Genomic DNA, 23,524 nt, shown 5'->3' with positions numbered 1-23,524 from the left:
CCGTTCTTGTTTTAGACGCGGCCCATCGCGAAACCCTTCGCGATGTAGTTCCGCACAAACCAGATCACCAGCGCACCCGGAATGATCGTCAGCACACCGGCTGCAGCCAGCACGCCCCAATCCATGCCCGAGGCCGACACCGTGCGCGTCATCACCGCGGTGATGGGTTTGGCATCGACCGAGGTGAGCGTGCGCGCGAGCAGCAGTTCCACCCAACTGAACATGAAGCAGAAGAACGCCGTCACACCCACGCCTGCCTTGATGAGGGGCAGGAAGATCTTCAGGAAGAACTTGGGGAAGCTGTAGCCGTCGATGTAGGCCGTCTCGTCAATCTCGCGAGGGATGCCCGACATGAAGCCTTCTAGAATCCACACCGCCAGCGGCACGTTGAACAGCATGTGGGCCAGCGCCACGCCCAGGTGCGTGTCCATCAGGCCGACCGTCGAATACAACTGGAAGAACGGCAGCAGGAACACCGCGGGCGGCGTCATGCGGTTCGTCAGCAGCCAGAAGAACATGTGCTTGTCGCCCAGGAAGCGGTAGCGCGAGAAGGCGTAGGCCGCCGGCAGCGCTACCACGGTCGAGAGCACCGTGTTCATCGTGACGTAGATGATGGAGTTGATGTAACCCCAGTACCACGACGGGTCGGTGAAGATGATTTTGTAGTTGTCGAACGTGACGAGCTTCGGCCAGATCGAGAAGCCGGCCAGCGTCTCCTCGTTGGTCTTGAGCGACATGCTCAGCATCCAGTACAGCGGTAGCACGGCAAATGCCACATACACCGCCAGAGTGATCGCGCGGGCGATCTTGCGCTGGTGTTCGTTGTTGTTGTTCTTACGCATGGTCGTCTCCCACGGCCGTGCTCGCGCTGCCCATGCGTTGCATCCAGTTGTAGAGGACGAAGCAGAACAGCAGGATGATGAGGAAGTACACAATCGAGAATGCCGCTGCCGGGCCCAGGTCGAACTGACCGACCGCCTTCTGCGTCAGGTATTGCGACAGGAACGTCGTCGCGTTGCCCGGGCCGCCGCCGGTCAGCACGAACGGCTCGGTGTAGATCATGAAGCTGTCCATGAAGCGCAGCAGCACGCCGATCATCAGCACCCCGCGCATCTTCGGCAGCTGGATGTAGCGGAAAACGGCCAGGCGGCTGGCGCCGTCAATCTCGGCGGCCTGGTAGAACGCATCCGGGATCGAGCGCAGGCCGGCATACGCCAGCAGCGCCACCAGCGGCGTCCAGTGCCACACGTCCATGATGAGCACGGTGATCCACGCGTCGAACGAGTGCGACGTGTAGTTGTAGTCGATGCCCATCTGGTTGAGCCAGTAGCCGGCCAAGCCGATATCGGAGCGCCCGAAGATCTGCCAGATCGTTCCGACCACGTTCCAGGGAATCAGCAGAGGCATGGCCAGCACCACCAGTGCGGCCGAAGCCTTCCAGCCCTTGGAGGGCATCGACAGCGCCAGGCCGATGCCCAGCGGAATTTCCACGGCCAGCACGCACAGCGAGAAGATCAACTGGCGCGTGAGCGCGTCCTGCAGATCGCCGTCGCGCAGGATCTGGCGGAACCAGTCCACGCCCACGAACACGTGCTGCTCGGGGCTGATGATGTCCTGCACCGAGTAGTTCACCACCGTCATCAGCGGCAGGATGGCGGAGAACGCCACGCACAGGAACACCGGCAGGATCAGGAACCACGCCTTGTTGTTGAGCGGCTTGTTCATCGGCCGATCCTCTCGTCATTGCTGTAGTACAGCGTCTGCGGCGCATCCAGGCGCAGCCACACGCGCGATTCGGTCACGCTCACTTCATTCGGCAGCTTGGCCTTGATGGGCAGGCCGCCGGCCTCGCCCAGGGTGGCGGTCAGCAGCTGGTGCGTACCCAGTTGCTGCACCTGATGGACGTTGGCGGCGACGGTGCCGACTTCGCCGGGTGCGGCCAGTTGCACGAATTCCGGCCGAATGCCGAGCTTGAGCGAACCGTTTGCGTGCTTGAGCGTGGCAAGCGTGTCGCGCCCCACCGACAGGCGCTGATCGCCCAGCGCGATCACGTCACCATCCACCGTCACCGGGTAGAGGTTCATGCCCGGGCTGCCGATGAAGTAGCCGACGAAGGTATGGTCCGGCCGCTCGAACAGCGCTTCCGGCCCGCCTTGCTGCACCACCTTGCCTTCGGTCATGACGACCACCTCGTCGGCAAAGGTCAGCGCTTCCACCTGGTCGTGCGTCACGTAGATCAGTGTGAGCTTGAGCTGCTGGTGAATCTTCTTGAGCTGGCGGCGCAGTTGCCACTTCAGGTGCGGATCGATGACGGTGAGCGGCTCGTCGAACAGGATGGCTGCCACGTCCTTGCGCACCAGGCCACGGCCCAGCGAGATCTTCTGTTTGGCGTCGGCCGCCAGACCAGAGGCGCGACGCTTGAGCGCGTGCTGCAGCTCGAGGATCTCGGCCACTTCCTCCACGCGCTTCTTCACTTCGGCTTCCGGCGTCTTGCGGTTGCGCAGCGGGAAGGCGAGGTTGTCGAACACGGTCATCGTGTCGTAGATGACCGGGAACTGGAACACCTGCGCGATGTTGCGCTCGCGCGGACTGGCGTGCGTGACGTCACGGTCGTCAAACAGCACCTGCCCTTCGGACGGCGTCAGCAGCCCCGAGATGATGTTCAGCAGCGTGGACTTGCCGCAGCCCGACGGACCGAGCAGGGCATACGCACCGCCGTCGCGCCAGGTCATGTTCATGGGCTGCAGCGCGTAGTCGCTCAGGTTTTGCGGATCGGGGCGGTAGCTGTGCCCCAGGTTGCGGAATTCAATGCGTGCCATGTGCGCCTCCCTGCTTGGGCGCGCTCACCAGCTTGCCCGCATCGTCGAACAGGAACAGTTCGGCCGGATCGACAAACACGTCCAGCGCCGCACCCAGTTCGAACTCATGCACACCCGGCAACTGCGCGACCAGGCCGATCGTGTTCGACTGGCCAGCGGCGTGTGCGCGCACGTGCAGATACGTTTCGGAACCCGACAACTCCGCCAGTTCCACGGTGCCCGGCAGGGCAACTGCGCCACCGTTGCGCGGCGCCAGGCGGATGTGGCTCGGACGCAGGCCGATGCGGCAGCGCGTGCCGGCCGCCATCGGCAGCGGGCGCGTCCATGCAACGTCAATGCCTTGTGGCAGGCGGATCTGGTTGCCTTCCACCACGGTGGCGTCCAGCACGTTCATCGGCGGGTCGTTGAAGATGGCCGCTGCGTTGACCGACACCGGCACTTCGTACATGTCGAGCGTCGGGCCGTCTTGCAGCACGCGGCCTTCATGCATGACGACGGTGTGGCCGCCCAGCAGCAGCGCTTCCTGCGGCTCCGTGGTGGCGTACACGACGGTCGTCCCGCCGTCGGCAAAGAGCGATGCCAGCTCGGCGCGCAGTTCTTCGCGCAGCTTGTAGTCGAGGTTGACGAGCGGCTCGTCCAGCAGTACCAGCGGCGCCCGCTTGACGAGTGCCCGGGCCAGCGCGCAGCGTTGCTGCTGTCCACCGGACAGCTCGGCCGGCAGGCGCTGCAGCAGATGGTCGATGTGCAGCTTGGAGGCGACGGCCCGCACGCGCGTGTCGATCTCGCCCTTGTTGGTGCCCTGCAGGCGCAGCGGCGAGGCGATGTTGTCGTACACCGTCATCGCCGGGTAGTTGATGAATTGCTGGTACACCATCGCCAGATTGCGATCGCGCACCCCTACGCCCGTCACGTCCTTGCCGTCGACCAGTACGCGGCCGGTGGTCGGCCGGTCAAGCCCGGCCATGATGCGCATCAGCGTGGTCTTGCCGGCTTGCGTCGGCCCCAGCAGCACGTTGATGGCGCCGGGCGCCAGCCGCAGGCTGGTCGGGTACAGATGCGTCTGCGCCCCGACCATGGCCGTAACCTGGTCCAGTTCCAGAATCAATTGATGTCTCCCGTCTTATTGCTTTGATTTCTTGATGTCTTGGCTCGGGCGGCCCGTCCCGGTGCTTCAGGGCGCCCGTTCCGCAACTGGAGCGGTCCCGCCTTCCGGCAGATGTCGCGCCAGCCAGCCTTCCAGGCGGCTGCAATCGGCATCGCTGGCGTGCAGGCCCAGCTTGGTCCGCCGCCACAGGATGTCCTGCGCCGTACGGGCCCATTCGTGTTCGATCAGGTAACGGATTTCGGCTTCATACAGGCCAGGCGTCACTTCGGCGCCCAGCTCTTCGAGCCGCGTGGCGCCTGCGAGCAGCGTGTTGATGCGGGTGCCGTACTGGTGGGCGTAGCGCAGTGCCAGTTGGGTGGGCATCCACGGCAAACGTTTTTGCAGGCGCGTCACAAAATCGTCGAAGGTGTATTCGGCAACCAGCTGCCCCGGCGCTTCCAGATCACCGCCCGGCAGCGATGCGGTAGCCGTCCACGATGGCTTGCCGGCCAGCGGCAGATGCGGGGCCAATTGGTCCAGGGCTTCTTCGGCCAGCTTGCGGTAGGTCGTGATCTTGCCGCCCCACACGTTGATGAGCGGCGCGCTGGCGCCGTCGGCGCCGGTCTCGCATTCGACCAGGTAATCCCGCGTGATGGCCGAAGCGTTGGCGGCGCTGTCGTCCAGCAGCGGCCGCACCCCGGAGTAACTCCACACCACATCGCTCGGCGTCAGCTGCCGGGTGAAATAGCGGCTGGCCATTTCGCACAGGTATTGGATTTCGCCGGCATCGATGGCCACTTGGTCCACCGAGCCCTTGTATTCCAGATCCGTCGTGCCGATCAGCGTGAAATCGTTTTGGTACGGGATCGCAAACACGATCCGCCCGTCCGGGTTCTGGAAGATGTAGGCGAACGGGTGATCGAACATCCGCCGCACCACGATGTGGCTGCCCTTGATCAGCCGCAGGCCGCGCGTGCTCGGAAGCGCGTGCGCGGAGCGCGCGAATTCCGCGGCCCACGGCCCGGCCGCATTGACGATCGCCTTTGCGCGCACGGAGCGGATGCCGTCCGGGCCAGCCAGCGAGGCGTGCCACCCATCAGCGCGGCGCTCGGCGTTCAGGCAGCGCGTGCGGGTGAGAATCTGCGCGCCGCGATCCGCCGCATCGCGGGCGTTGAGGACCACCAGGCGGGCATCGTCCACCCAGCCGTCGGAATAGACGAAGCCACGCGTATAGCCTGCCTTGAGCGGCTGACCCGCCGGATGCCGCGCCAGCTTGATCGATTCCGAGCCCGGCAGAAAACGCCGACGCGCCAGATGGTCATACAGGAAGAGGCCTGCACGGATCATCCATGCTGGGCGCTGCGCGGCATCGTGCGGCATCACGAATCGCAGCGGCCACATGATGTGCGGCGCCATGCGCAGCAGCACCTCGCGCTCCTGCAGTGCCTTGCGCACCAGGCTGAATTCGTAATATTCGAGGTACCGCAGCCCGCCGTGGATCAGCTTGGTCGAGGCCGAAGAGGTGTGCTGGGCCAGGTCGTCCTTTTCACACAAGACCACCGACAGGCCACGGCCCACGGCATCACGCGCGATACCCACGCCGTTGATGCCGCCTCCGACCACCAGCAGATCACAGTCCAGATGCGACGCGTCAGTGAGTTGCATGGGTTTGAATCTGTTGATTTTCGCGCCTTTCCTTGCGAATAGTGACGCATTGGCGGATAGTTTAGTGAAGGGCGAAAATAAAGCAACATAGGGAATCGCCTAATCCGCTCATATGTGTTCGTTTGCGTTCATTTAGTGACTTGATGCTTCCGCGACACCGCCAGATCCTCGAATACGTCCGTCAACACGGCGATGCCTCCGTCGATGCGCTCGCCCGCGTGCTGGGCGTCACGACGCAAACCATCCGTCGCGATATCCGGCAGCTCGAAGACGAGCGCCTGCTCGCGCGCTACCACGGCGGCGTCGGCCTGCCGTCGTCGGTCGAAAACATCGATTACGACCAGCGCCAGGTTCTGCACATCGACGCCAAGCGCCGCATCGCCGAAGTCGTCGCGCGCCATGTCGAGCCTGGCCGCTCGCTCATCATCAATATCGGTACCACGACCGAAGAGGTTTCCAAGGCGCTCGTCGGCCCGAATGGCCCGCGTGGCTTGCGCGTCATCACCAATAACCTGAACGTCGCGTCGATTCTTTCCGGCAGCCCGGACGCCGAAGTCATCGTTGCCGGCGGTCTCGTGCGCAACCGCGACCGCGGCATCGTCGGCGAAGCCACGATCGACTTCATGAAGCAGTTCCGCGTTGACATCGGCATCATCGGCGTCTCCAGCATCGACGAAGACGGCACGCTGCTCGACTACGACTACCGTGAAGTCCGCGTCGCCCAGTCCATCATCGAGCAGTCGCGCGAAGTCTGGCTCGTGGCCGATCACTCCAAGTTTGGCCGCCGCGCAGTCGTCCGTCTGGGCCATGTCTCGCAGATCGACAAGTTCTTCACCGACATCCCCGTGCCGGAGCCAATGGCCGAAGTCCTCCGCGCCGCCGAGGTCGACGTGATCGTCGCCAGCGAAACGCGCTGACGTTCGATCAGGCTTTCCTGCAGTCTTTGCTCGCTCGACTACAGTGAAATGGCAAGGCGCGCACCTTGCGTGCCCCCTTGTCATCCAGACTCGTCATACGGAGCGCAACGTGAGCAAGCACTCACATGCGGCAATCCTCTCGATCTTCGCGCGCATCGTCACCGAACACATCGCCGTGCTGCGTCAGGCACTTGCCAAGCTGGCGGCGCCGGATCCCAGTCACGAAGATCTTCACCAGTTCCGTGTCACCCTGCGCCGACTACGCTCAGCCTGGGTGACCTTTGCGCCGGTTCTGCCTACCAGCTTTGTCGACCAGTGGAAACCTCGCCTGCGGGCGCTCGCCGCTTCGACCGGCCCTGTCCGGGAGTGGGATGTGCTGCTCTCAGATTGGTTGCCCGCTGTCCGGGAGGTCCTCGCCGATAGTGACGAGATCGCTCGCGTGTGGCTAGAGGAGGCGGTTATCAAGTCCCAGCAGGCGCGCGACCGCGCTTGGGAAGCGTTGCGCGCCGAATTGGCATCGCCGAATGTGCGCGGAGCGCTGCTTGAACTGGAAGAGGGAGTCGCTGGCTTCCATACAGAAGGCGAGCCGGAGCGGCATCGCCGCTTTGCCCGGGCCCGGGCCCGGGCGCTCCAGAAGAAGCTGATCCGCCGAGGGCGCCACCCCAAGCGCTCGTCGGCGCCCCGGCTACATCGAGCCCGCATCGCCGCAAAGCAGTGGCGCTATTTATATGAGGCGTTCTACCCGGCGCTCGGCGCCCACGCGAGCAAGCGCTACCGGAAGCATTTGCGCAATGTCCAGGACGCCTTGGGCGAGGTGCACGATGCGAGTGTCTCTCTCGACAGCGTCGCGGCCTTATTGGAGGTGCCGCCCCCACTTTCTATAGTGAATGCCTTTCACAAACGCGCCTGCAGCGCGCGAAAGCAGGCTGCCCAGGAACTCCGCTGGGTGCGATCGCATACAGTGCAATAGCCTCCCGAAAGTGCAGAAAAGACCCTATGGATAGAAAGGGCTTGCGCTGCTCCATAAACCCGCCTATAGTTCGCCCCTCGCTGCAAAACACAGCGCCGAAACGCAGGTGACGGTGGTGGTGTTGAGTGGTGGAGAAGCAGGTGTAGAGCGGGTTTGCGGTCGATTGGGTGGTTGACGGTTGGCTGGGGATTCGGTGGTGGTTGGCGGCGCGTTGGTGGATAAAAATTCTTCGACGAGTTGTTGACAGCGACAAAAAAGCTCTGCATAATCTCGTTTCTCTGCTGCAGACAATGCAGCGACGCGGTGAACAAAGTTAATCGCGAAGTTCTTTAACAAGCAAACAGCCGATAAGTGTGGGCGCTTAATACTGGGTGCGGCGGATTTCGATCCGCTAGCTAACAAGTAATGAAGTGCTCGCACAGAAGTAAGGTTTGAACGAAAGTTCAAGTCAGATTCTGAGAGTGAGCGACCGCTCGTAAAGAGCGAAAACAGCAGATTGAACTGAAGAGTTTGATCCTGGCTCAGATTGAACGCTGGCGGCATGCCTTACACATGCAAGTCGAACGGCAGCATGATCTAGCTTGCTAGATTGATGGCGAGTGGCGAACGGGTGAGTAATACATCGGAACGTGCCCTGTAGTGGGGGATAACTAGTCGAAAGATTAGCTAATACCGCATACGACCTGAGGGTGAAAGTGGGGGACCGCAAGGCCTCATGCTATAGGAGCGGCCGATGTCTGATTAGCTAGTTGGTGAGGTAAAGGCTCACCAAGGCGACGATCAGTAGCTGGTCTGAGAGGACGATCAGCCACACTGGGACTGAGACACGGCCCAGACTCCTACGGGAGGCAGCAGTGGGGAATTTTGGACAATGGGCGAAAGCCTGATCCAGCAATGCCGCGTGTGTGAAGAAGGCCTTCGGGTTGTAAAGCACTTTTGTCCGGAAAGAAATGGCTCTGGTTAATACCTGGGGTCGATGACGGTACCGGAAGAATAAGGACCGGCTAACTACGTGCCAGCAGCCGCGGTAATACGTAGGGTCCAAGCGTTAATCGGAATTACTGGGCGTAAAGCGTGCGCAGGCGGTTGTGCAAGACCGATGTGAAATCCCCGAGCTTAACTTGGGAATTGCATTGGTGACTGCACGGCTAGAGTGTGTCAGAGGGGGGTAGAATTCCACGTGTAGCAGTGAAATGCGTAGAGATGTGGAGGAATACCGATGGCGAAGGCAGCCCCCTGGGATAACACTGACGCTCATGCACGAAAGCGTGGGGAGCAAACAGGATTAGATACCCTGGTAGTCCACGCCCTAAACGATGTCAACTAGTTGTTGGGGATTCATTTCCTTAGTAACGTAGCTAACGCGTGAAGTTGACCGCCTGGGGAGTACGGTCGCAAGATTAAAACTCAAAGGAATTGACGGGGACCCGCACAAGCGGTGGATGATGTGGATTAATTCGATGCAACGCGAAAAACCTTACCTACCCTTGACATGCCACTAACGAAGCAGAGATGCATTAGGTGCTCGAAAGAGAAAGTGGACACAGGTGCTGCATGGCTGTCGTCAGCTCGTGTCGTGAGATGTTGGGTTAAGTCCCGCAACGAGCGCAACCCTTGTCTCTAGTTGCTACGAAAGGGCACTCTAGAGAGACTGCCGGTGACAAACCGGAGGAAGGTGGGGATGACGTCAAGTCCTCATGGCCCTTATGGGTAGGGCTTCACACGTCATACAATGGTGCATACAGAGGGTTGCCAAGCCGCGAGGTGGAGCTAATCCCAGAAAATGCATCGTAGTCCGGATCGTAGTCTGCAACTCGACTACGTGAAGCTGGAATCGCTAGTAATCGCGGATCAGCATGCCGCGGTGAATACGTTCCCGGGTCTTGTACACACCGCCCGTCACACCATGGGAGTGGGCTTTACCAGAAGTAGTTAGCCTAACCGCAAGGAGGGCGATTACCACGGTAGGGTTCATGACTGGGGTGAAGTCGTAACAAGGTAGCCGTATCGGAAGGTGCGGCTGGATCACCTCCTTTAAGAGCGTGCATCCGACGTTAGGCGTCCACACTTATCGGTTTGTTTGATGTTACAGCCAAGGGTCTGTAGCTCAGGTGGTTAGAGCACCGTCTTGATAAGGCGGGGGTCGTAGGTTCAAGTCCTACCAGACCCACCAAGTTACGGACGGTGGAAGATGTTCTCTGCCGTGACTGGGGGATTAGCTCAGCTGGGAGAGCACCTGCTTTGCAAGCAGGGGGTCGTCGGTTCGATCCCGTCATCCTCCACCATTACCTTTTGGTTACCAAACGCAAGCATCGACGCGGTGTCGATGGTGTTTGCGTTTGGCCTAGCCAAGACGAGCGTAAAAGTTCGGCTGTTCTTTAACAATATGGAATGTAGTAAAGGTGTCGCGGTGCGTTGATGAGGCGCACATATAAAACGCGACACTGGGTTGTGATTGTATCAACCAGTATTACCAGAGCAATCGATGAGATTGTCTTGGAATACGGCACAACGCGAGAACTCAGCCTATAGCGAGACATACTCGTTATAGGGTCAAGCGAATAAGTGCATGTGGTGGATGCCTTGGCGATTACAGGCGATGAAGGACGTAGTAGCCTGCGAAAAGCTGCGGGGAGCTGGCAAACGAGCTTTGATCCGCAGATATCCGAATGGGGAAACCCGGCCCGAATGGGTCATCCCTTGCTGAATACATAGGCAAGGGAAGCGAACGCAGTGAACTGAAACATCTAAGTAGCTGCAGGAACAGAAATCAACCGAGATTCCCAAAGTAGTGGCGAGCGAAATGGGATCAGCCTTGTACTCTTTAGCAGTATTGTTAGCAAAGCGGAATGGAAAGTCCGGCCATAGTGGGTGATAGCCCCGTATGCGAAAACAGTATTGTGGAACTAGGTGTACGACAAGTAGGGCGGGACACGTGAAATCCTGTCTGAAGATGGGGGGACCATCCTCCAAGGCTAAATACTCGTAATCGACCGATAGTGAACCAGTACCGTGAGGGAAAGGCGAAAAGAACCCCGGGAGGGGAGTGAAATAGATCCTGAAACCGCATGCATACAAACAGTCGGAGCCTGGAAACGGGTGACGGCGTACCTTTTGTATAATGGGTCAGCGACTTACATTCAGTGGCAAGCTTAACCGATTAGGGAAGGCGTAGCGAAAGCGAGTCCGAATAGGGCGTTCAGTCGCTGGGTGTAGACCCGAAACCAAGTGATCTATCCATGGCCAGGTTGAAGGTGCGGTAACACGTACTGGAGGACCGAACCCACTAACGTTGAAAAGTTAGGGGATGAGCTGTGGATAGGGGTGAAAGGCTAAACAAACTTGGAAATAGCTGGTTCTCTCCGAAAACTATTTAGGTAGTGCCTCGTGTCTCACCTTCGGGGGTAGAGCACTGTCATGGTTGGGGGGTCTATTGCTGATTACCCCGCCATAGCAAACTCCGAATACCGAAGAGTGCAATCACGGGAGACAGACATCGGGTGCTAACGTCCGGTGTCAAGAGGGAAACAACCCAGACCGCCAGCTAAGGTCCCTAAATATTGCTAAGTGGGAAACGAAGTGGGAAGGCTAAAACAGTCAGGAGGTTGGCTTAGAAGCAGCCACCCTTTAAAGAAAGCGTAATAGCTCACTGATCGAGTCGTCCTGCGCGGAAGATGTAACGGGGCTAAGCAATATACCGAAGCTGCGGATGCACGTAAGTGCATGGTAGGAGAGCGTTCTGTAAGCCTGTGAAGGTGTCTTGTAAAGGATGCTGGAGGTATCAGAAGTGCGAATGCTGACATGAGTAGCGATAAAGGGGGTGAAAGGCCCCCTCGCCGTAAGCCCAAGGTTTCCTACGCAACGTTCATCGGCGTAGGGTGAGTCGGCCCCTAAGGCGAGGCAGAGATGCGTAGCTGATGGGAAGCAGGTTAATATTCCTGCACCGTCGTATGATGCGATGGGGGGACGGATCGCGGAAGGTTGTCCGGGTGTTGGATGTCCCGGTCCCTGCATTGGAGATGGCACTTAGGCAAATCCGGGTGCGTGATTCAAGGGTGTGGGGCGAGCGACTTTAGGTCGCGAAGCAATTGGAAGTGGTTCCAAGAAAAGCCTCTAAGCTTCAGTCATACGAGACCGTACCGCAAACCGACACAGGTGGGCGAGATGAGTATTCTAAGGCGCTTGAGAGAACTCGGGAGAAGGAACTCGGCAAATTGGTACCGTAACTTCGGGATAAGGTACGCCCTTGTAGTTTGACTGGCTCGCGCCAGAAGGACGAAGGGGTTGCAATAAAATGGTGGCTGCGACTGTTTAATAAAAACACAGCACTCTGCAAACACGAAAGTGGACGTATAGGGTGTGACGCCTGCCCGGTGCCGGAAGATTAAATGATGGGGTGCAAGCTCTTGATTGAAGTCCCGGTAAACGGCGGCCGTAACTATAACGGTCCTAAGGTAGCGAAATTCCTTGTCGGGTAAGTTCCGACCTGCACGAATGGCGTAACGATGGCCACACTGTCTCCTCCCGAGACTCAGCGAAGTTGAAGTGTTTGTGATGATGCAATCTCCCCGCGGCTAGACGGAAAGACCCCATGAACCTTTACTGTAGCTTTGCATTGGACTTTGAACCGATCTGTGTAGGATAGGTGGGAGGCTTTGAAACCGGGACGCTAGTTTCGGTGGAGCCGTCCTTGAAATACCACCCTGGTTTGTTTGAGGTTCTAACCTTGGCCCGTGAATCCGGGTCGGGGACAGTGCATGGTAGGCAGTTTGACTGGGGCGGTCTCCTCCCAAAGTGTAACGGAGGAGTTCGAAGGTACGCTTGGTACGGTCGGACATCGTACCTAAAGTGCAATGGCAAAAGCGTGCTTAACTGCGAGACCGACAAGTCGAGCAGGTGCGAAAGCAGGACATAGTGATCCGGTGGTTCTGTATGGAAGGGCCATCGCTCAACGGATAAAAGGTACTCTGGGGATAACAGGCTGATACCGCCCAAGAGTTCATATCGACGGCGGTGTTTGGCACCTCGATGTCGGCTCATCTCATCCTGGGGCTGTAGCCGGTCCCAAGGGTATGGCTGTTCGCCATTTAAAGAGGTACGTGAGCTGGGTTTAAAACGTCGTGAGACAGTTTGGTCCCTATCTGCCGTGGGCGTTGGAATCTTGACGGGGGCTGCTCCTAGTACGAGAGGACCGGAGTGGACGTACCGCTGGTGTACCTGTTGTCTCGCCAGAGGCATCGCAGGGTAGCTATGTACGGAAGAGATAACCGCTGAAAGCATCTAAGCGGGAAACTTGCCTGAAGATGAGGATTCCCTGGAGACTTGATCTCCCTGAAGGGTCGTTCGAGACCAGGACGTTGATAGGCTGGGTGTGGAAGCGCAGTAATGCGTTCAGCTAACCAGTACTAATTGCCCGTGCGGCTTGATCCTATAACCGGTATGTTTCCGGCTGGGTCCGCCTTGTGCCTGATACACATCACTCACAACCCCAAATCTACATTCCCATATTGGTCGCGTTGACCCCGTCAACGTGGCAACAAGTCATAGCCTGGTGACCATAGCGAGTCGGTACCACCCCTTCCCATCCCGAACAGGACCGTGAAACGACTCCGCGCCGATGATAGTGCGGATTCCCGTGTGAAAGTAGGTCATCGCCAGGCTCTCCCATCAACACCCCAGCTCTCTCTCTGAGCTGGGGTGTTTGTTTTTGCGCGGTTGCTTCGCCATCCAACTCCTCCCGTCGCACCTCGGCCCATCCGCAATCAGAGCCGGACACCTTACGGCGCGGAAGGGGCCGCACGCCTCAGGAGTTCGTACGTCTGCCTGGGCCCGCGCAAGAAGAGGCGCCGTCCACAGCCGCCCTCCTGCGCGGATGCAGAAACGCAATCGTATCGTCTGTGCGTCGCTCTGTACCCAGGGCCCTTCGCCACATTGCCCTGTATATTCCATGACGTTGCGGATCGATCTGCGGCGCTTCCAGCGCCGAGCGCGTGCTGAACTGTTCTCGTAGCGACGTCGGTGTTCGCAAGCAGCGCGCCGTATAAGGATGAGAGCATCGATGCTCGAAATCTTGCGATTTCACCAAGCAACGCTTGACAGGGTGGCCTGATGGTCCCATAATCGCAAGTTCTCTTCGGAGAGGTGCCCGAGTGGCTAAAGGGGGCAGACTGTAAATCTGTTGGCTTACGCCTACGTTGGTTCGAATCCAACCCTCTCCACCAGAATTAAGCAGTGAGTTCGGTCGCAAGGCCGGGCGGCAAGGGAAGTAGTAACCCGGGCGGGTGTAGCTCAATGGTAGAGCAGAAGCCTTCCAAGCTTACGACGAGGGTTCGATTCCCTTCACCCGCTCCATTCACTGTTCGCAAGTTTTGCCCATGTGGCTCAGTGGTAGAGCACTCCCTTGGTAAGGGAGAGGTCGGCAGTTCGATCCTGCCCATGGGCACCACGCATCCACCAACGCAAATCGCTACCGAGACAGGAGTCGCGACATGGCAAAGGAAAAGTTCGAGCGGACTAAGCCGCACGTGAACGTTGGTACGATTGGTCACGTTGACCACGGCAAGACGACGCTGACCGCGGCGATCACGACCGTGCTGGCGACCAAGTTTGGTGGTGCCGCCAAGGCATACGACCAGATTGATGCGGCGCCGGAAGAAAAGGCACGCGGCATCACGATCAACACCGCACACGTTGAGTACGAAACGGCTAACCGTCACTACGCGCACGTTGACTGCCCGGGCCACGCCGACTACGTCAAGAACATGATTACCGGTGCCGCCCAGATGGACGGCGCAATCCTGGTGTGCTCGGCCGCTGACGGCCCGATGCCGCAAACGCGTGAGCACATCCTGCTGGCCCGCCAGGTTGGTGTGCCGTACATCGTCGTGTTCCTGAACAAATGCGACATGGTGGACGACGCTGAGCTGCTGGAGCTGGTCGAGATGGAGGTGCGCGAACTTCTGTCGAAGTACGACTTCCCGGGCGACGACACTCCGATCATCAAGGGTTCGGCCAAGCTGGCGCTCGAAGGCGACAAGGGCGAACTGGGCGAAGTGGCCATCATGAACCTGGCCGACGCACTGGACACCTACATCCCGACGCCGGAGCGCGCTGTTGACGGCACGTTCCTGATGCCGGTGGAAGACGTGTTCTCGATCTCGGGTCGCGGCACCGTGGTGACCGGCCGTATCGAGCGCGGCGTCGTCAAGGTCGGCGAAGAACTGGAAATCGTCGGTATCAAGGCCACGCAGAAGACCACCTGCACGGGCGTGGAAATGTTCCGCAAGCTGCTGGACCAAGGTCAGGCAGGCGATAACGTCGGTATCCTGCTGCGCGGCACGAAGCGCGAAGACGTCGAGCGCGGCCAAGTGCTGTGCAAGCCGGGTTCGATCAAGCCGCACACGCACTTCACGGGCGAGGTCTACATCCTGTCGAAGGACGAAGGCGGCCGTCACACGCCGTTCTTCAACAACTATCGCCCGCAGTTCTACTTCCGTACGACGGACGTGACCGGCTCGATCGAGCTGCCGGCCGACAAGGAAATGGTCATGCCGGGCGACAACGTGTCGATCACCGTCAAGCTGATCGCCCCGATCGCCATGGAAGAAGGACTGCGCTTCGCAATCCGTGAAGGTGGTCGTACCGTTGGTGCTGGCGTCGTCGCTAAGATCATCGAGTAAGTGCTGTAACTCTTCCGTGCGGCTGCCAACCGGCCGCACGTGAAGTGCCAGAGTGGGGTTGACCGAATGGCAACCCCAAAGCTGTTTTAGGGGTATAGCTCAACTGGCAGAGCGTCGGTCTCCAAAACCGAAGGTTGGGGGTTCGATTCCCTCTGCCCCTGCCAATTCATCAGCCGCGTCGCGCAGGAAAACGCGCCACGCGGCTTAGTCTCGTTTGGGAAACATGGCCAATCCGAACGTCGAAACCGTCAACACCGCCAGCGGCAAGTGGCTGCTGGTCTTGGCGTTCCTGCTGCTAGTTGCTGGGGTGATCGGTTTTTACTTGCTGGCGCAACAGCCTAGCTACGTCCGTGCTGCCTCGCTGATTGGCGGGCTGGTGTTGGGCGCGGGCGTTGCGTTGGTGTCCGCACCTGGGCAAAGCTTCATCGAGTTCGCGCGCGAGTCGTACCGCGAAGTTCGCAAAGTGGTGTGGCCGACGCGCAAGGAAGCCGGGCAAATGACCGGTCTGGTGTTTGCGTTCGTCGTGATCATGGCCTTGTTCCTGTGGTCTGCGGACAAGCTCATCGAGTGGGTGATCTTCTCGCTCGTGTTGGGCTGGAAATAATCGGGTGAAGCCATGACGGATAACGTAGCGAACGACACGTCCACGGATTCGTCCGCACCGGCCTCCAAGAAGCGCTGGTATGTCGTGCATGCCTATTCGGGCATGGAAAAAAGCGTGCAACGCGCGCTGCAGGAGCGCATCGAGCGCGAAGGCCTGCAACATCTGTTCGGCCAGATTCTGGTGCCGTCGGAAGAGGTGATGGAAAGCAAGAGCGGTCGCAAGACCGTGACTGAGCGTCGCCTGTTCCCTGGCTATGTTTTTGTCGAAATGGAAATGACCGACGAGACCTGGCACTTGGTGAAAAACACTTCCAAGGTGACCGGTTTCATTGGTGGTACGGGCAATCGCCCCTCGCCGATTTCCAAGAGCGAAGTCGACAAGATCATGGCCCAGATCCAGGAAGGGGTCGAAAAGCCGCGTCCCAAGACGCTGTTCGAAGTGGGCGAAATGGTGCGCGTGAAGGAAGGCCCGTTCACCGACTTCAATGGCAACGTCGAGGAAGTGAACTACGAGAAATCGCGCCTGCGCGTTTCCGTGACGATCTTCGGACGTGCAACGCCCGTCGAACTCGAGTTCGGTCAGGTCGAGAAGGTTTAAGAAATTCGGTGCGGTGGCGCAAGCCACTGCGCCAATCGTCCGGTCCACTGGACCTGGCGGGCAACGGCGGCGAAGCCGCCCGCGCCAACAGAGGAGCGTCGGCCTTGCGCCGGTGCGTTACCACTCAACAGGATTGCCATCGTTTTCTGAGCTAGGCAATCCGGATTGGAGTCAAGATGGCCAAGAAAATTATTGGCTTTATCAAGCTGCAAATTCCGGCTGGTAAAGCAAATCCGTCCCCGCCCGTCGGCCCGGCCCTGGGTCAGCGCGGTCTGAACATCATGGAGTTCTGCAAGGCGTTCAACGCGCAGACTCAAGGTATGGAACCTGGCCTGCCGGTGCCGGTGGTGATCACCGCCTTCGCCGACAAGAGCTTCACCTTCGTGATGAAGTCGCCGCCCGCGACTGTGCTCATCAAGAAGGCTGCCGGTATCCAGAAGGGTTCCGCCAAGCCGCATACCGACAAGGTTGGCAAGATCACCCGCGCTCAGGCAGAGGAAATCGCCAAGGCGAAGAACGCTGACCTTACCGCAGCTGATCTGGACGCCGCCGTGCGCACGATCGCCGGTAGCGCCCGTTCGATGGGTATCACGGTGGAGGGCCTGTAATCATGGCAAAGATTTCGAAGCGTGCGGCCGCGAATAAGGCCAAGGTCGAACGTACCAAGTTCTACCCGATCGACGAAGCGCTGAGCCTCGTTAAGGAATGCGCCAGCGCCAAGTTCGATGAGTCCATCGATGTGGCTGTGCAACTGGGCATCGATGCGAAGAAGTCGGACCAAGTGGTTCGTGGTTCGGTGGTGCTGCCTGCGGGTACCGGCAAGTCGGTGCGCGTGGCTGTGTTCGCACAAGGCGACAAGGCCGAGCAAGCCAAGGCTGCTGGCGCTGAGATCGTCGGCATGGAAGACCTCGCCGAGCAGATCAAGGCTGGCAAGATGGACTTCGACGTCGTGATCGCTTCGCCGGACACGATGCGTGTGGTCGGTACGCTGGGTCAGATCCTGGGCCCGCGTGGCCTGATGCCGAACCCGAAGGTCGGCACCGTGACGCCGGACGTCGCCACGGCCGTGAAGAACGCCAAGGCTGGTCAGGTGCAATTCCGTGTTGACAAGGCCGGTATCATCCACGCCACCATCGGCCGCCGCTCGTTCGAGCCGGCAGCGCTGAAGAGCAACCTGGCTGCACTGCTGGACGCACTGACCAAGGCCAAGCCGGCGTCGAGCAAGGGCGTGTACCTGCGCAAGGTCGCCGTCTCGTCGACGATGGGCGTGGGCGTGCGTGTTGACCAGGCAACCCTGGCTGCCTGATCGCTGTCGATCTTTCGCACCGGGCGGCCCGATAACCATCCTGGTGTTAGCAGTTTTCTCTCGAGTGGCCTCGGCCACGCGGACCCTTGAAGCTTAAGGGACAAGACTTTGGGCAGTGGTAGACGTTTGCGCAAGCAGGCCGACGCCGCTGGTTATCAAAGACCGTTGGCGGTGAAGGGCTCCTTGGAGCCAACACCTTAATCGCAGCCGATTCCGGAAACGGAGCCGATGCTCAGCCAACGCAGATGGCGCCCCCGAAGGGAATGAGTGACTTTGGTATTGCCGAAGTGATTTGTGCCAATCGGACGCCGTACTTTTGGACTGACCGAGGTGACCGCAGCGATTGCGCAAGCCGAAGTCGTTTTGGAGCTTAACCGTGGCACTCAATCTCGAAGATAAGAAGGCCGTCGTGGCCGAGGTAACGGCGCAAGTCGCCAAGGCCTCGACCATCGTCGTTGCTGAATATCGCGGTATCACGGTTGGCGATCTGACCAAGCTGCGCGCGCAAGCGCGCCAGCAAGGCGTTTACCTGCGCGTTCTGAAGAACACGCTGGCACGCCGCGCTGTTGAAGGCACGCCGTTTGCCGAACTCGCCGAGCAACTGACTGGCCCGCTGATCTACGGTATTTCCGAAGACGCAGTGGCCCCGGCCAAGGTGCTGAACGATTTCGCCAAAGGCAATGACAAGCTGGTGCTGCGCGCCGGTTCGTACGATGGCAAGGTTCTCGACGTCGACGCCGTGAAGGCGCTGGCAACGATTCCGAGCCGCGAAGAACTGCTCAGCAAGCTGCTGTTCGTCATGCAGGCTCCGGTGTCGGGCTTTGCCCGCGCCCTGGGTGCCCTGGCTGCCAAGCAAGGCGAAGGCGAGGTTGCAGCGGCCTAATAGGCTGCTCCACCGCTTACAGATCGCACGATCGATACCGAATCACATTCTGGAGTTATTCAAATGGCAATCACCAAAGACGACATCCTGGAAGCCGTTGGCGCGATGTCCGTGATGGAACTGAACGACCTGGTCAAGGCGTTCGAAGAGAAGTTTGGCGTGTCGGCTGCTGCCGTGGCCGTGGCCGGTCCGGCTGCTGCTGGTGGCGCTGCTGCCGCTGAAGAGCAAACCGAATTCACCGTGACGCTGAAGAGCGCCGGCGCGAACAAGGTTGGCGTCATCAAGGCCGTGCGTGAAATCACCGGCCTGGGCCTGAAGGAAGCCAAGGACCTGGTCGATGGCGCACCGAAGCCCGTGAAGGAAGGCGTCGACAAGAAGACCGCCGACGAGCTGGTGAAGAAGCTGGTGGAAGCCGGCGCGGAAGCCGAAGCCAAGTAAGTGCAGGTCTCGCGTGCCGTATCCGGTACGCGATGGAGGCTGGCAAAGGGAGATTTCCCGGCGCCAGCCTTTTTGCGCTTATGGGACCGGTTGTTGAGCGATCCCGCAATCACGCTGTAAGTATCGTTGAAGTCTCTTCGCCGGGTTTTCCGGCAGCCGGCCCGGACAAGGCCAGCAGAGGCCAAACATCAGTGGCACACTAGGCACTCTACAGTCCGCTGATGTTTGTCTTCTGAACCGACTGCAGAAGGCAAGTTTGGTCGGGTACTCCCCCGTCCGTAGCATGGGCTCCATGGGCTCATGTGCGAACGGCGCGCGCAGTACCGTCAGCCAGAGGTTGGTAGCGGCCAACCGCCAAATCCCGTCACCAGTCGCTGAACACCTCAAGTGTCAGGCGTGCCTTATCGCCTTAAGTCCGTCGCGCGCACTTGCGATGATTCGGAGATCCCATGGCGTACAGCTTTACCGAGAAAAAGCGTATTCGCAAGAGTTTCGCGAAACGCGCAACGGTTCATCAGGTTCCCTTCCTGCTTGCCACCCAGATTCAATCGTATGCCCAGTTCTTGCAGGAGAACACTCCTGTTGCACAACGCAAGAGCGAAGGTTTGCAAGCGGCGTTCAACGCCATTTTCCCCATCGTGTCGCACAATGGTCTGGCACGCATGGAGTTCGTGTCGTACCACCTGTCCAACCCGCCGTTTGACGTCAAGGAATGTCAACAGCGTGGTCTGACCTTCCACTCGGCGCTGCGCGCAAAAGTGCGCTTGATCATCAACGACCGCGAGAATCCCACCAAGGTCAAGGAGATCAAGGAGCAGGAAGTCTACATGGGCGAAATTCCGCTCATGACCTCCACCGGTTCGTTCGTGATCAACGGGACGGAACGTGTGATCGTGTCCCAGCTGCATCGTTCGCCGGGCGTGTTCTTCGAGCACGACAAGGGCAAGACGCACAGCTCGGGCAAGCTGCTGTTCTCGGCGCGGATCATTCCGTACCGCGGCTCGTGGCTCGATTTCGAATTCGACCCGAAGGACATCCTGTACTTCCGCGTTGACCGCCGCCGCAAGATGCCGGTGACGATCCTGCTGAAGTCGATTGGCCTGACGCCGGAACAGATCCTGGCGCACTTCTTCGTGTTCGATAACTTCACGCTGAAGACCGAAGGCGCACTGATGGAATTCGTGCCCGAGCGTCTGCGCGGTGAAGTCGCTCGCTTCGACATTTCCGACAAGAACGGCAAGGTCGTGGTCGAGAAGGACAAGCGCATCAACGCCAAGCACATCCGCGACCTGGATTCCGCGGGCACCAAGCTGATCAGCGTGCCGGAAGACTACCTGCTGGGCCGCGTGCTGGCGAAGAACATCGTCGACCCGGACACCGGTGAAGTCCTGGCCAACGCCAACGACGAACTGACCGAAGGCGTGCTCGAGAAGCTGCGTGACGCCGGCGTGAAGGAAATCCAGACGCTGTACACGAACGACCTGGATCAAGGTCCGTACATGTCCGCGACGCTGCGCACGGACGACACGGCCGACCAGACCGCCGCGCGTATCGCGATCTATCGCATGATGCGCCCGGGCGAGCCGCCGACCGAAGACGCCGTCGAAGCGCTGTTCCAACGTCTGTTCTACAGCGAAGACTCGTACGACCTGTCGCGCGTTGGCCGCATGAAGGTCAACAGCCGCCTGAACCGCTCGACCGGTACCGGCCCGATGGTGCTGACCGACGAGGACATCCTCGACACAATCAAGCTGCTGGTGAATCTGCGTAACGGCAAGGGCGAAGTGGACGATATCGACCACCTCGGTAACCGCCGTGTGCGTTGCGTCGGCGAACTGGCGGAAAACCAGTTCCGCGCCGGTCTGTCGCGCGTTGAGCGTGCCGTGAAGGAACGTCTGGGTCAGGCCGAGACGGAAAACCTGATGCCGCACGACCTGATCAACTCGAAGCCGATTTCGTCGGCGATTCGCGAGTTCTTCGGTTCGTCGCAGCTGTCGCAGTTCATGGACCAGACCAACCCGCTGTCGGAAGTCACGCACAAGCGTCGTATTTCGGCACTGGGCCCGGGCGGTCTGACGCGCGAGCGTGCGGGCTTTGAAGTCCGTGACGTGCACCCGACCCACTATGGCCGCGTGTGCCCGATCGAAACGCCGGAAGGTCCGAACATTGGTCTGATCAACTCGCTGGCGCTGTACGCACAGCTGAACGACTACGGCTTCCTCGAAACGCCGTACCGCAAGGTTGAAAACGGCAAGCTGACCGACCAGGTGGATTACCTGTCGGCCATCGAGGAAGGCAAGTACGTGGTGGCGCAGGCCAACGCGACGCTGGACAAAGACGGCAACCTGATCGACGAGCTGGTTTCCGCGCGCGAAGGCAGCGAGCGTGAAACCCGTATGGTCACGCCGGACCGCGTGCAGTACATCGACGTGGCACCGTCGCAGATCGTGTCGGCTGCAGCTTCGCTGGTGCCGTTCCTCGAGCACGATGATGCAAACCGTGCACTGATGGGCGCGAACATGCAGCGTCAGGCCGTGCCTTGCCTGCGTGCGGACAAGCCGCTTGTGGGTACGGGCGTCGAGCGCACCGTGGCAGTGGACTCGGGTACCGCCGTGCAGGCAACCCGTGGCGGCGTGGTCGACTATGTTGACGCGAACCGCGTGGTGATCCGCGTGAATGACGACGAAGCCGTGGCCGGTGAAGTCGGCGTGGACATCTACAACCTGATCAAGTACACGCGTTCGAACCAGAACACGAACATCAACCAGCGTCCGATGGTCAAGGTGGGCGACATCGTTGCCCGCGGCGACGTGATTGCTGACGGCGCCTCGACCGACATGGGCGAGCTGGCGCTCGGCCAGAACATGCTGGTCGCGTTCATGCCCTGGAACGGCTACAACTTCGAAGATTCGATCCTGATCTCGGAGCGCGTCGTGGCTGAAGACCGCTACACCTCGATCCACATCGAGGAACTGTCGGTCGTTGCCCGCGACACCAAGCTCGGACCGGAAGAAATCACGCGCGACATCTCGAACCTGGCCGAAGCCCAACTGGCTCGCCTGGACGAGTCGGGCATCACGTACATCGGCGCGGAAGTGGAAGCCGGCGACGTGCTGGTCGGCAAGGTCACGCCCAAGGGCGAGACCCAGCTGACGCCGGAAGAGAAGCTGCTGCGTGCGATCTTCGGTGAGAAGGCGTCCGACGTGAAGGACACTTCGCTGCGCGTGCCTTCGGGCATGAGCGGTACCGTGATCGACGTGCAGGTCTTCACGCGTGAAGGCGTGGTGCGTGACAAGCGCGCCCAGTCGATCATCGACGAAGAACTGAAGCGCTACCGCCTGGACCTGAACGACCAGCTGCGTATCGTGGAAGGCGATGCCTTCCAGCGTCTGGAGCGTCTGCTGGTGGGCAAGGTTGCCAACGGCGGCCCGAAGAAGCTGGCCAAGGGCACCGCGCTCACCAAGGAATACCTGGCCGATCTGGACAAGTGGCACTGGTTCGACATCCGCCCGGCGGAAGACGAAGTCGCGCTGCAACTGGAAGCCGTGAAGGTCGCCATCGAACAGAAGCGCCACGACTTCGACCTCGCGTTCGAAGAGAAGCGCAAGAAGCTCACGCAAGGCGACGAACTGCCGCCGGGCGTGATCAAGATGGTGAAGGTGTATCTGGCCGTGAAGCGTCGCCTGCAGCCTGGTGACAAGATGGCCGGCCGTCACGGTAACAAGGGTGTTGTGTCGAAGATCACCCCGATCGAAGACATGCCCTACATGGCCGACGGCACACCTGCTGACATCGTGCTGAACCCGCTGGGCGTGCCTTCGCGGATGAACGTGGGTCAGATTCTCGAAACCCACCTGGGTTGGGCCGCACGCGGTCTGGGCGAGCGCATCGGCAACATGCTCAAGGCGCAAGCCAAGGCTGCCGAAATCCGCAAGCTGCTGGGTCAGATTTACAACGAGAGCGGCAAGGTTGAAGATCTGGACAGCCTGTCCGACGCGGAAATCCTCGAGCTGGCCGAGAACCTGAAGAAGGGCGTGCCGTTCGCGACGCCGGTGTTCGATGGTGCGCATGAGGACGAAATCCGCCGCATGCTGGACCTCGCCTATCCGGAAGACATCGCGAAGGAGAAGGGCCTGACCGCTTCCAAGCAGCAGGTCACGCTGTTCGACGGTCGCACCGGTGAAGCCTTCGAGCGTCCGGTCACGCTGGGCGTGATGCACATGCTCAAGCTGCACCACTTGGTCGACGACAAGATGCACGCGCGTTCGACCGGTCCGTACTCGCTGGTGACGCAGCAGCCGCTGGGCGGTAAGGCCCAGTTCGGTGGCCAGCGTTTCGGTGAAATGGAAGTGTGGGCACTCGAAGCGTACGGCGCATCCTACGTGCTGCAGGAAATGCTGACCGTGAAGTCGGATGACGTGAACGGCCGGACCAAGGTGTACGAGAACATCGTCAAGGGCGAGCACTCGATCGATGCCGGCATGCCGGAATCGTTCAACGTGCTGGTGAAGGAAATCCGCTCGCTGGGTATCGACATCGACCTCGAGCGCAACTAAGCGCCG

At 59.9% G+C, this 23,524-nt stretch carries 15 protein-coding genes, 6 tRNA genes and 3 rRNA genes; 19 read left to right on the top strand and 5 right to left on the bottom strand.

What is annotated here, in order from left to right; genetic code table 11:
* Positions 1 to 11: 11 nt before the first annotated feature.
* The 5 genes from RP6297_RS13895 to glpD form a co-directional block, all read right to left on the bottom strand.
* Positions 12 to 842, bottom strand: coding sequence for a carbohydrate ABC transporter permease (locus RP6297_RS13895; RefSeq protein ID WP_009239734.1), 831 nt, complete (start codon positions 840 to 842; stop codon positions 12 to 14).
* On the bottom strand, positions 835 to 1,725 hold the full coding sequence (locus RP6297_RS13890) for a carbohydrate ABC transporter permease (protein WP_004637132.1): 891 nt from the start codon (positions 1,723 to 1,725) through the stop codon (positions 835 to 837). The genes RP6297_RS13895 and RP6297_RS13890 overlap by 8 nt, the downstream gene beginning before the upstream one ends.
* Positions 1,722 to 2,819: an ABC transporter ATP-binding protein gene (locus RP6297_RS13885; protein ID WP_009239735.1), complete on the bottom strand. Its 1,098-nt coding sequence runs from the start codon at positions 2,817 to 2,819 to the stop codon at positions 1,722 to 1,724. Before RP6297_RS13885 ends, RP6297_RS13890 begins: the two co-directional genes overlap by 4 nt.
* Positions 2,806 to 3,924 (bottom strand): ABC transporter ATP-binding protein, encoded by a 1,119-nt coding sequence (locus tag RP6297_RS13880; protein ID WP_009239736.1) that lies wholly within the window; start codon positions 3,922 to 3,924, stop codon positions 2,806 to 2,808. The genes RP6297_RS13885 and RP6297_RS13880 overlap by 14 nt, the downstream gene beginning before the upstream one ends.
* Before the next feature lie 66 nt (positions 3,925 to 3,990).
* Entirely contained in the window at positions 3,991 to 5,568 is a 1,578-nt protein-coding gene (gene glpD / locus RP6297_RS13875) for a glycerol-3-phosphate dehydrogenase (RefSeq protein ID WP_009239737.1), read from the bottom strand.
* 143 nt (positions 5,569 to 5,711) lie between these two features.
* Between glpD and RP6297_RS13870 the strand changes: the two genes are divergently transcribed.
* The 19 genes from RP6297_RS13870 to rpoB all read left to right on the top strand — a co-directional run bounded on the left by RP6297_RS13870 (position 5,712) and on the right by rpoB (position 23,518).
* Positions 5,712 to 6,485: a DeoR/GlpR family DNA-binding transcription regulator gene (locus RP6297_RS13870; protein ID WP_009239738.1), complete on the top strand. Its 774-nt coding sequence runs from the start codon at positions 5,712 to 5,714 to the stop codon at positions 6,483 to 6,485.
* Positions 6,486 to 6,594: 109 nt separating this feature from the next.
* Positions 6,595 to 7,455, top strand: coding sequence for a CHAD domain-containing protein (locus RP6297_RS13865; protein WP_009239739.1), 861 nt, complete (start codon positions 6,595 to 6,597; stop codon positions 7,453 to 7,455).
* Positions 7,456 to 7,953: 498 nt separating this feature from the next.
* A 16S ribosomal RNA gene (locus RP6297_RS13860) occupies positions 7,954 to 9,491 on the top strand.
* Positions 9,492 to 9,551: 60 nt separating this feature from the next.
* A tRNA-Ile gene (locus tag RP6297_RS13855) sits at positions 9,552 to 9,628 on the top strand.
* Between the two features lie 36 nt (positions 9,629 to 9,664).
* Positions 9,665 to 9,740 (top strand) — tRNA-Ala (locus RP6297_RS13850).
* 266 nt (positions 9,741 to 10,006) lie between these two features.
* Positions 10,007 to 12,885 (top strand): 23S ribosomal RNA (locus tag RP6297_RS13845).
* A gap of 117 nt (positions 12,886 to 13,002) precedes the next feature.
* A 5S ribosomal RNA gene (rrf, locus tag RP6297_RS13840) occupies positions 13,003 to 13,115 on the top strand.
* Together the 16S, 23S and 5S rRNA genes with 5 tRNA genes alongside form the textbook arrangement of a ribosomal RNA operon.
* 475 nt (positions 13,116 to 13,590) lie before the next feature.
* Positions 13,591 to 13,676 (top strand) — tRNA-Tyr (locus RP6297_RS13835).
* A 56-nt stretch (positions 13,677 to 13,732) separates the two neighbouring features.
* A tRNA-Gly gene (locus RP6297_RS13830) sits at positions 13,733 to 13,806 on the top strand.
* Positions 13,807 to 13,825: 19 nt separating this feature from the next.
* Positions 13,826 to 13,900, top strand: a tRNA-Thr gene (locus RP6297_RS13825).
* Between the two features lie 43 nt (positions 13,901 to 13,943).
* Complete coding sequence (tuf, locus tag RP6297_RS13820; protein WP_004634449.1) at positions 13,944 to 15,134, top strand: elongation factor Tu; 1,191 nt, start codon at positions 13,944 to 13,946, stop codon at positions 15,132 to 15,134.
* A gap of 88 nt (positions 15,135 to 15,222) precedes the next feature.
* A tRNA-Trp gene (locus tag RP6297_RS13815) sits at positions 15,223 to 15,298 on the top strand.
* 59 nt (positions 15,299 to 15,357) lie between these two features.
* Positions 15,358 to 15,738 carry a preprotein translocase subunit SecE gene (gene secE, locus RP6297_RS13810; protein WP_009241875.1) on the top strand — a complete coding sequence of 127 codons (381 nt, stop codon included), beginning with the start codon at positions 15,358 to 15,360 and terminating at the stop codon, positions 15,736 to 15,738.
* Between the two features lie 12 nt (positions 15,739 to 15,750).
* Positions 15,751 to 16,335 carry a transcription termination/antitermination protein NusG gene (gene nusG / locus RP6297_RS13805; protein ID WP_004634452.1) on the top strand — a complete coding sequence of 195 codons (585 nt, stop codon included), beginning with the start codon at positions 15,751 to 15,753 and terminating at the stop codon, positions 16,333 to 16,335.
* A gap of 176 nt (positions 16,336 to 16,511) precedes the next feature.
* Positions 16,512 to 16,943 carry a 50S ribosomal protein L11 gene (gene rplK, locus RP6297_RS13800; protein WP_004634453.1) on the top strand — a complete coding sequence of 144 codons (432 nt, stop codon included), beginning with the start codon at positions 16,512 to 16,514 and terminating at the stop codon, positions 16,941 to 16,943.
* Positions 16,944 to 16,945: 2 nt separating this feature from the next.
* Complete coding sequence (rplA, locus tag RP6297_RS13795; protein WP_004634454.1) at positions 16,946 to 17,641, top strand: 50S ribosomal protein L1; 696 nt, start codon at positions 16,946 to 16,948, stop codon at positions 17,639 to 17,641.
* 376 nt (positions 17,642 to 18,017) lie between these two features.
* Complete coding sequence (gene rplJ, locus RP6297_RS13790) at positions 18,018 to 18,524, top strand: 50S ribosomal protein L10 (RefSeq protein ID WP_009241876.1); 507 nt, start codon at positions 18,018 to 18,020, stop codon at positions 18,522 to 18,524.
* Positions 18,525 to 18,587: 63 nt separating this feature from the next.
* Complete coding sequence (rplL, locus tag RP6297_RS13785) at positions 18,588 to 18,962, top strand: 50S ribosomal protein L7/L12 (protein ID WP_004634456.1); 375 nt, start codon at positions 18,588 to 18,590, stop codon at positions 18,960 to 18,962.
* A 449-nt stretch (positions 18,963 to 19,411) separates the two neighbouring features.
* On the top strand, positions 19,412 to 23,518 hold the full coding sequence (gene rpoB, locus RP6297_RS13780) for a DNA-directed RNA polymerase subunit beta (RefSeq protein ID WP_009241877.1): 4,107 nt from the start codon (positions 19,412 to 19,414) through the stop codon (positions 23,516 to 23,518).
* Positions 23,519 to 23,524 lie beyond the last annotated feature (6 nt).

Source organism: Ralstonia pickettii, assembly GCF_016466415.2.
Taxonomy (GTDB): Bacteria; Pseudomonadota; Gammaproteobacteria; order Burkholderiales; family Burkholderiaceae; genus Ralstonia; species Ralstonia pickettii.
Note: the sequence above shows the minus strand (reverse complement) of the source record. Positions and strands in the feature narration are given on the sequence as shown.

What these genes read in the sequence shown, in the direction of transcription:
- RP6297_RS13895 (WP_009239734.1), bottom strand. Translation starts at nt 842, where the DNA reads ATGCGTAAGAACAACAACAACGAACACCAGCGCAAGATCGCCCGCGCG.
- RP6297_RS13890 (WP_004637132.1), bottom strand. Translation starts at nt 1,725, where the DNA reads ATGAACAAGCCGCTCAACAACAAGGCGTGGTTCCTGATCCTGCCGGTG.
- RP6297_RS13885 (WP_009239735.1), bottom strand. Translation starts at nt 2,819, where the DNA reads ATGGCACGCATTGAATTCCGCAACCTGGGGCACAGCTACCGCCCCGAT.
- glpD (WP_009239737.1), bottom strand. Translation starts at nt 5,568, where the DNA reads ATGCAACTCACTGACGCGTCGCATCTGGACTGTGATCTGCTGGTGGTC.
- RP6297_RS13870 (WP_009239738.1), top strand. Translation starts at nt 5,712, where the DNA reads ATGCTTCCGCGACACCGCCAGATCCTCGAATACGTCCGTCAACACGGC.
- tuf (WP_004634449.1), top strand. Translation starts at nt 13,944, where the DNA reads ATGGCAAAGGAAAAGTTCGAGCGGACTAAGCCGCACGTGAACGTTGGT.
- secE (WP_009241875.1), top strand. Translation starts at nt 15,358, where the DNA reads ATGGCCAATCCGAACGTCGAAACCGTCAACACCGCCAGCGGCAAGTGG.
- nusG (WP_004634452.1), top strand. Translation starts at nt 15,751, where the DNA reads ATGACGGATAACGTAGCGAACGACACGTCCACGGATTCGTCCGCACCG.
- rplK (WP_004634453.1), top strand. Translation starts at nt 16,512, where the DNA reads ATGGCCAAGAAAATTATTGGCTTTATCAAGCTGCAAATTCCGGCTGGT.
- rplA (WP_004634454.1), top strand. Translation starts at nt 16,946, where the DNA reads ATGGCAAAGATTTCGAAGCGTGCGGCCGCGAATAAGGCCAAGGTCGAA.
- rplL (WP_004634456.1), top strand. Translation starts at nt 18,588, where the DNA reads ATGGCAATCACCAAAGACGACATCCTGGAAGCCGTTGGCGCGATGTCC.
- rpoB (WP_009241877.1), top strand. Translation starts at nt 19,412, where the DNA reads ATGGCGTACAGCTTTACCGAGAAAAAGCGTATTCGCAAGAGTTTCGCG.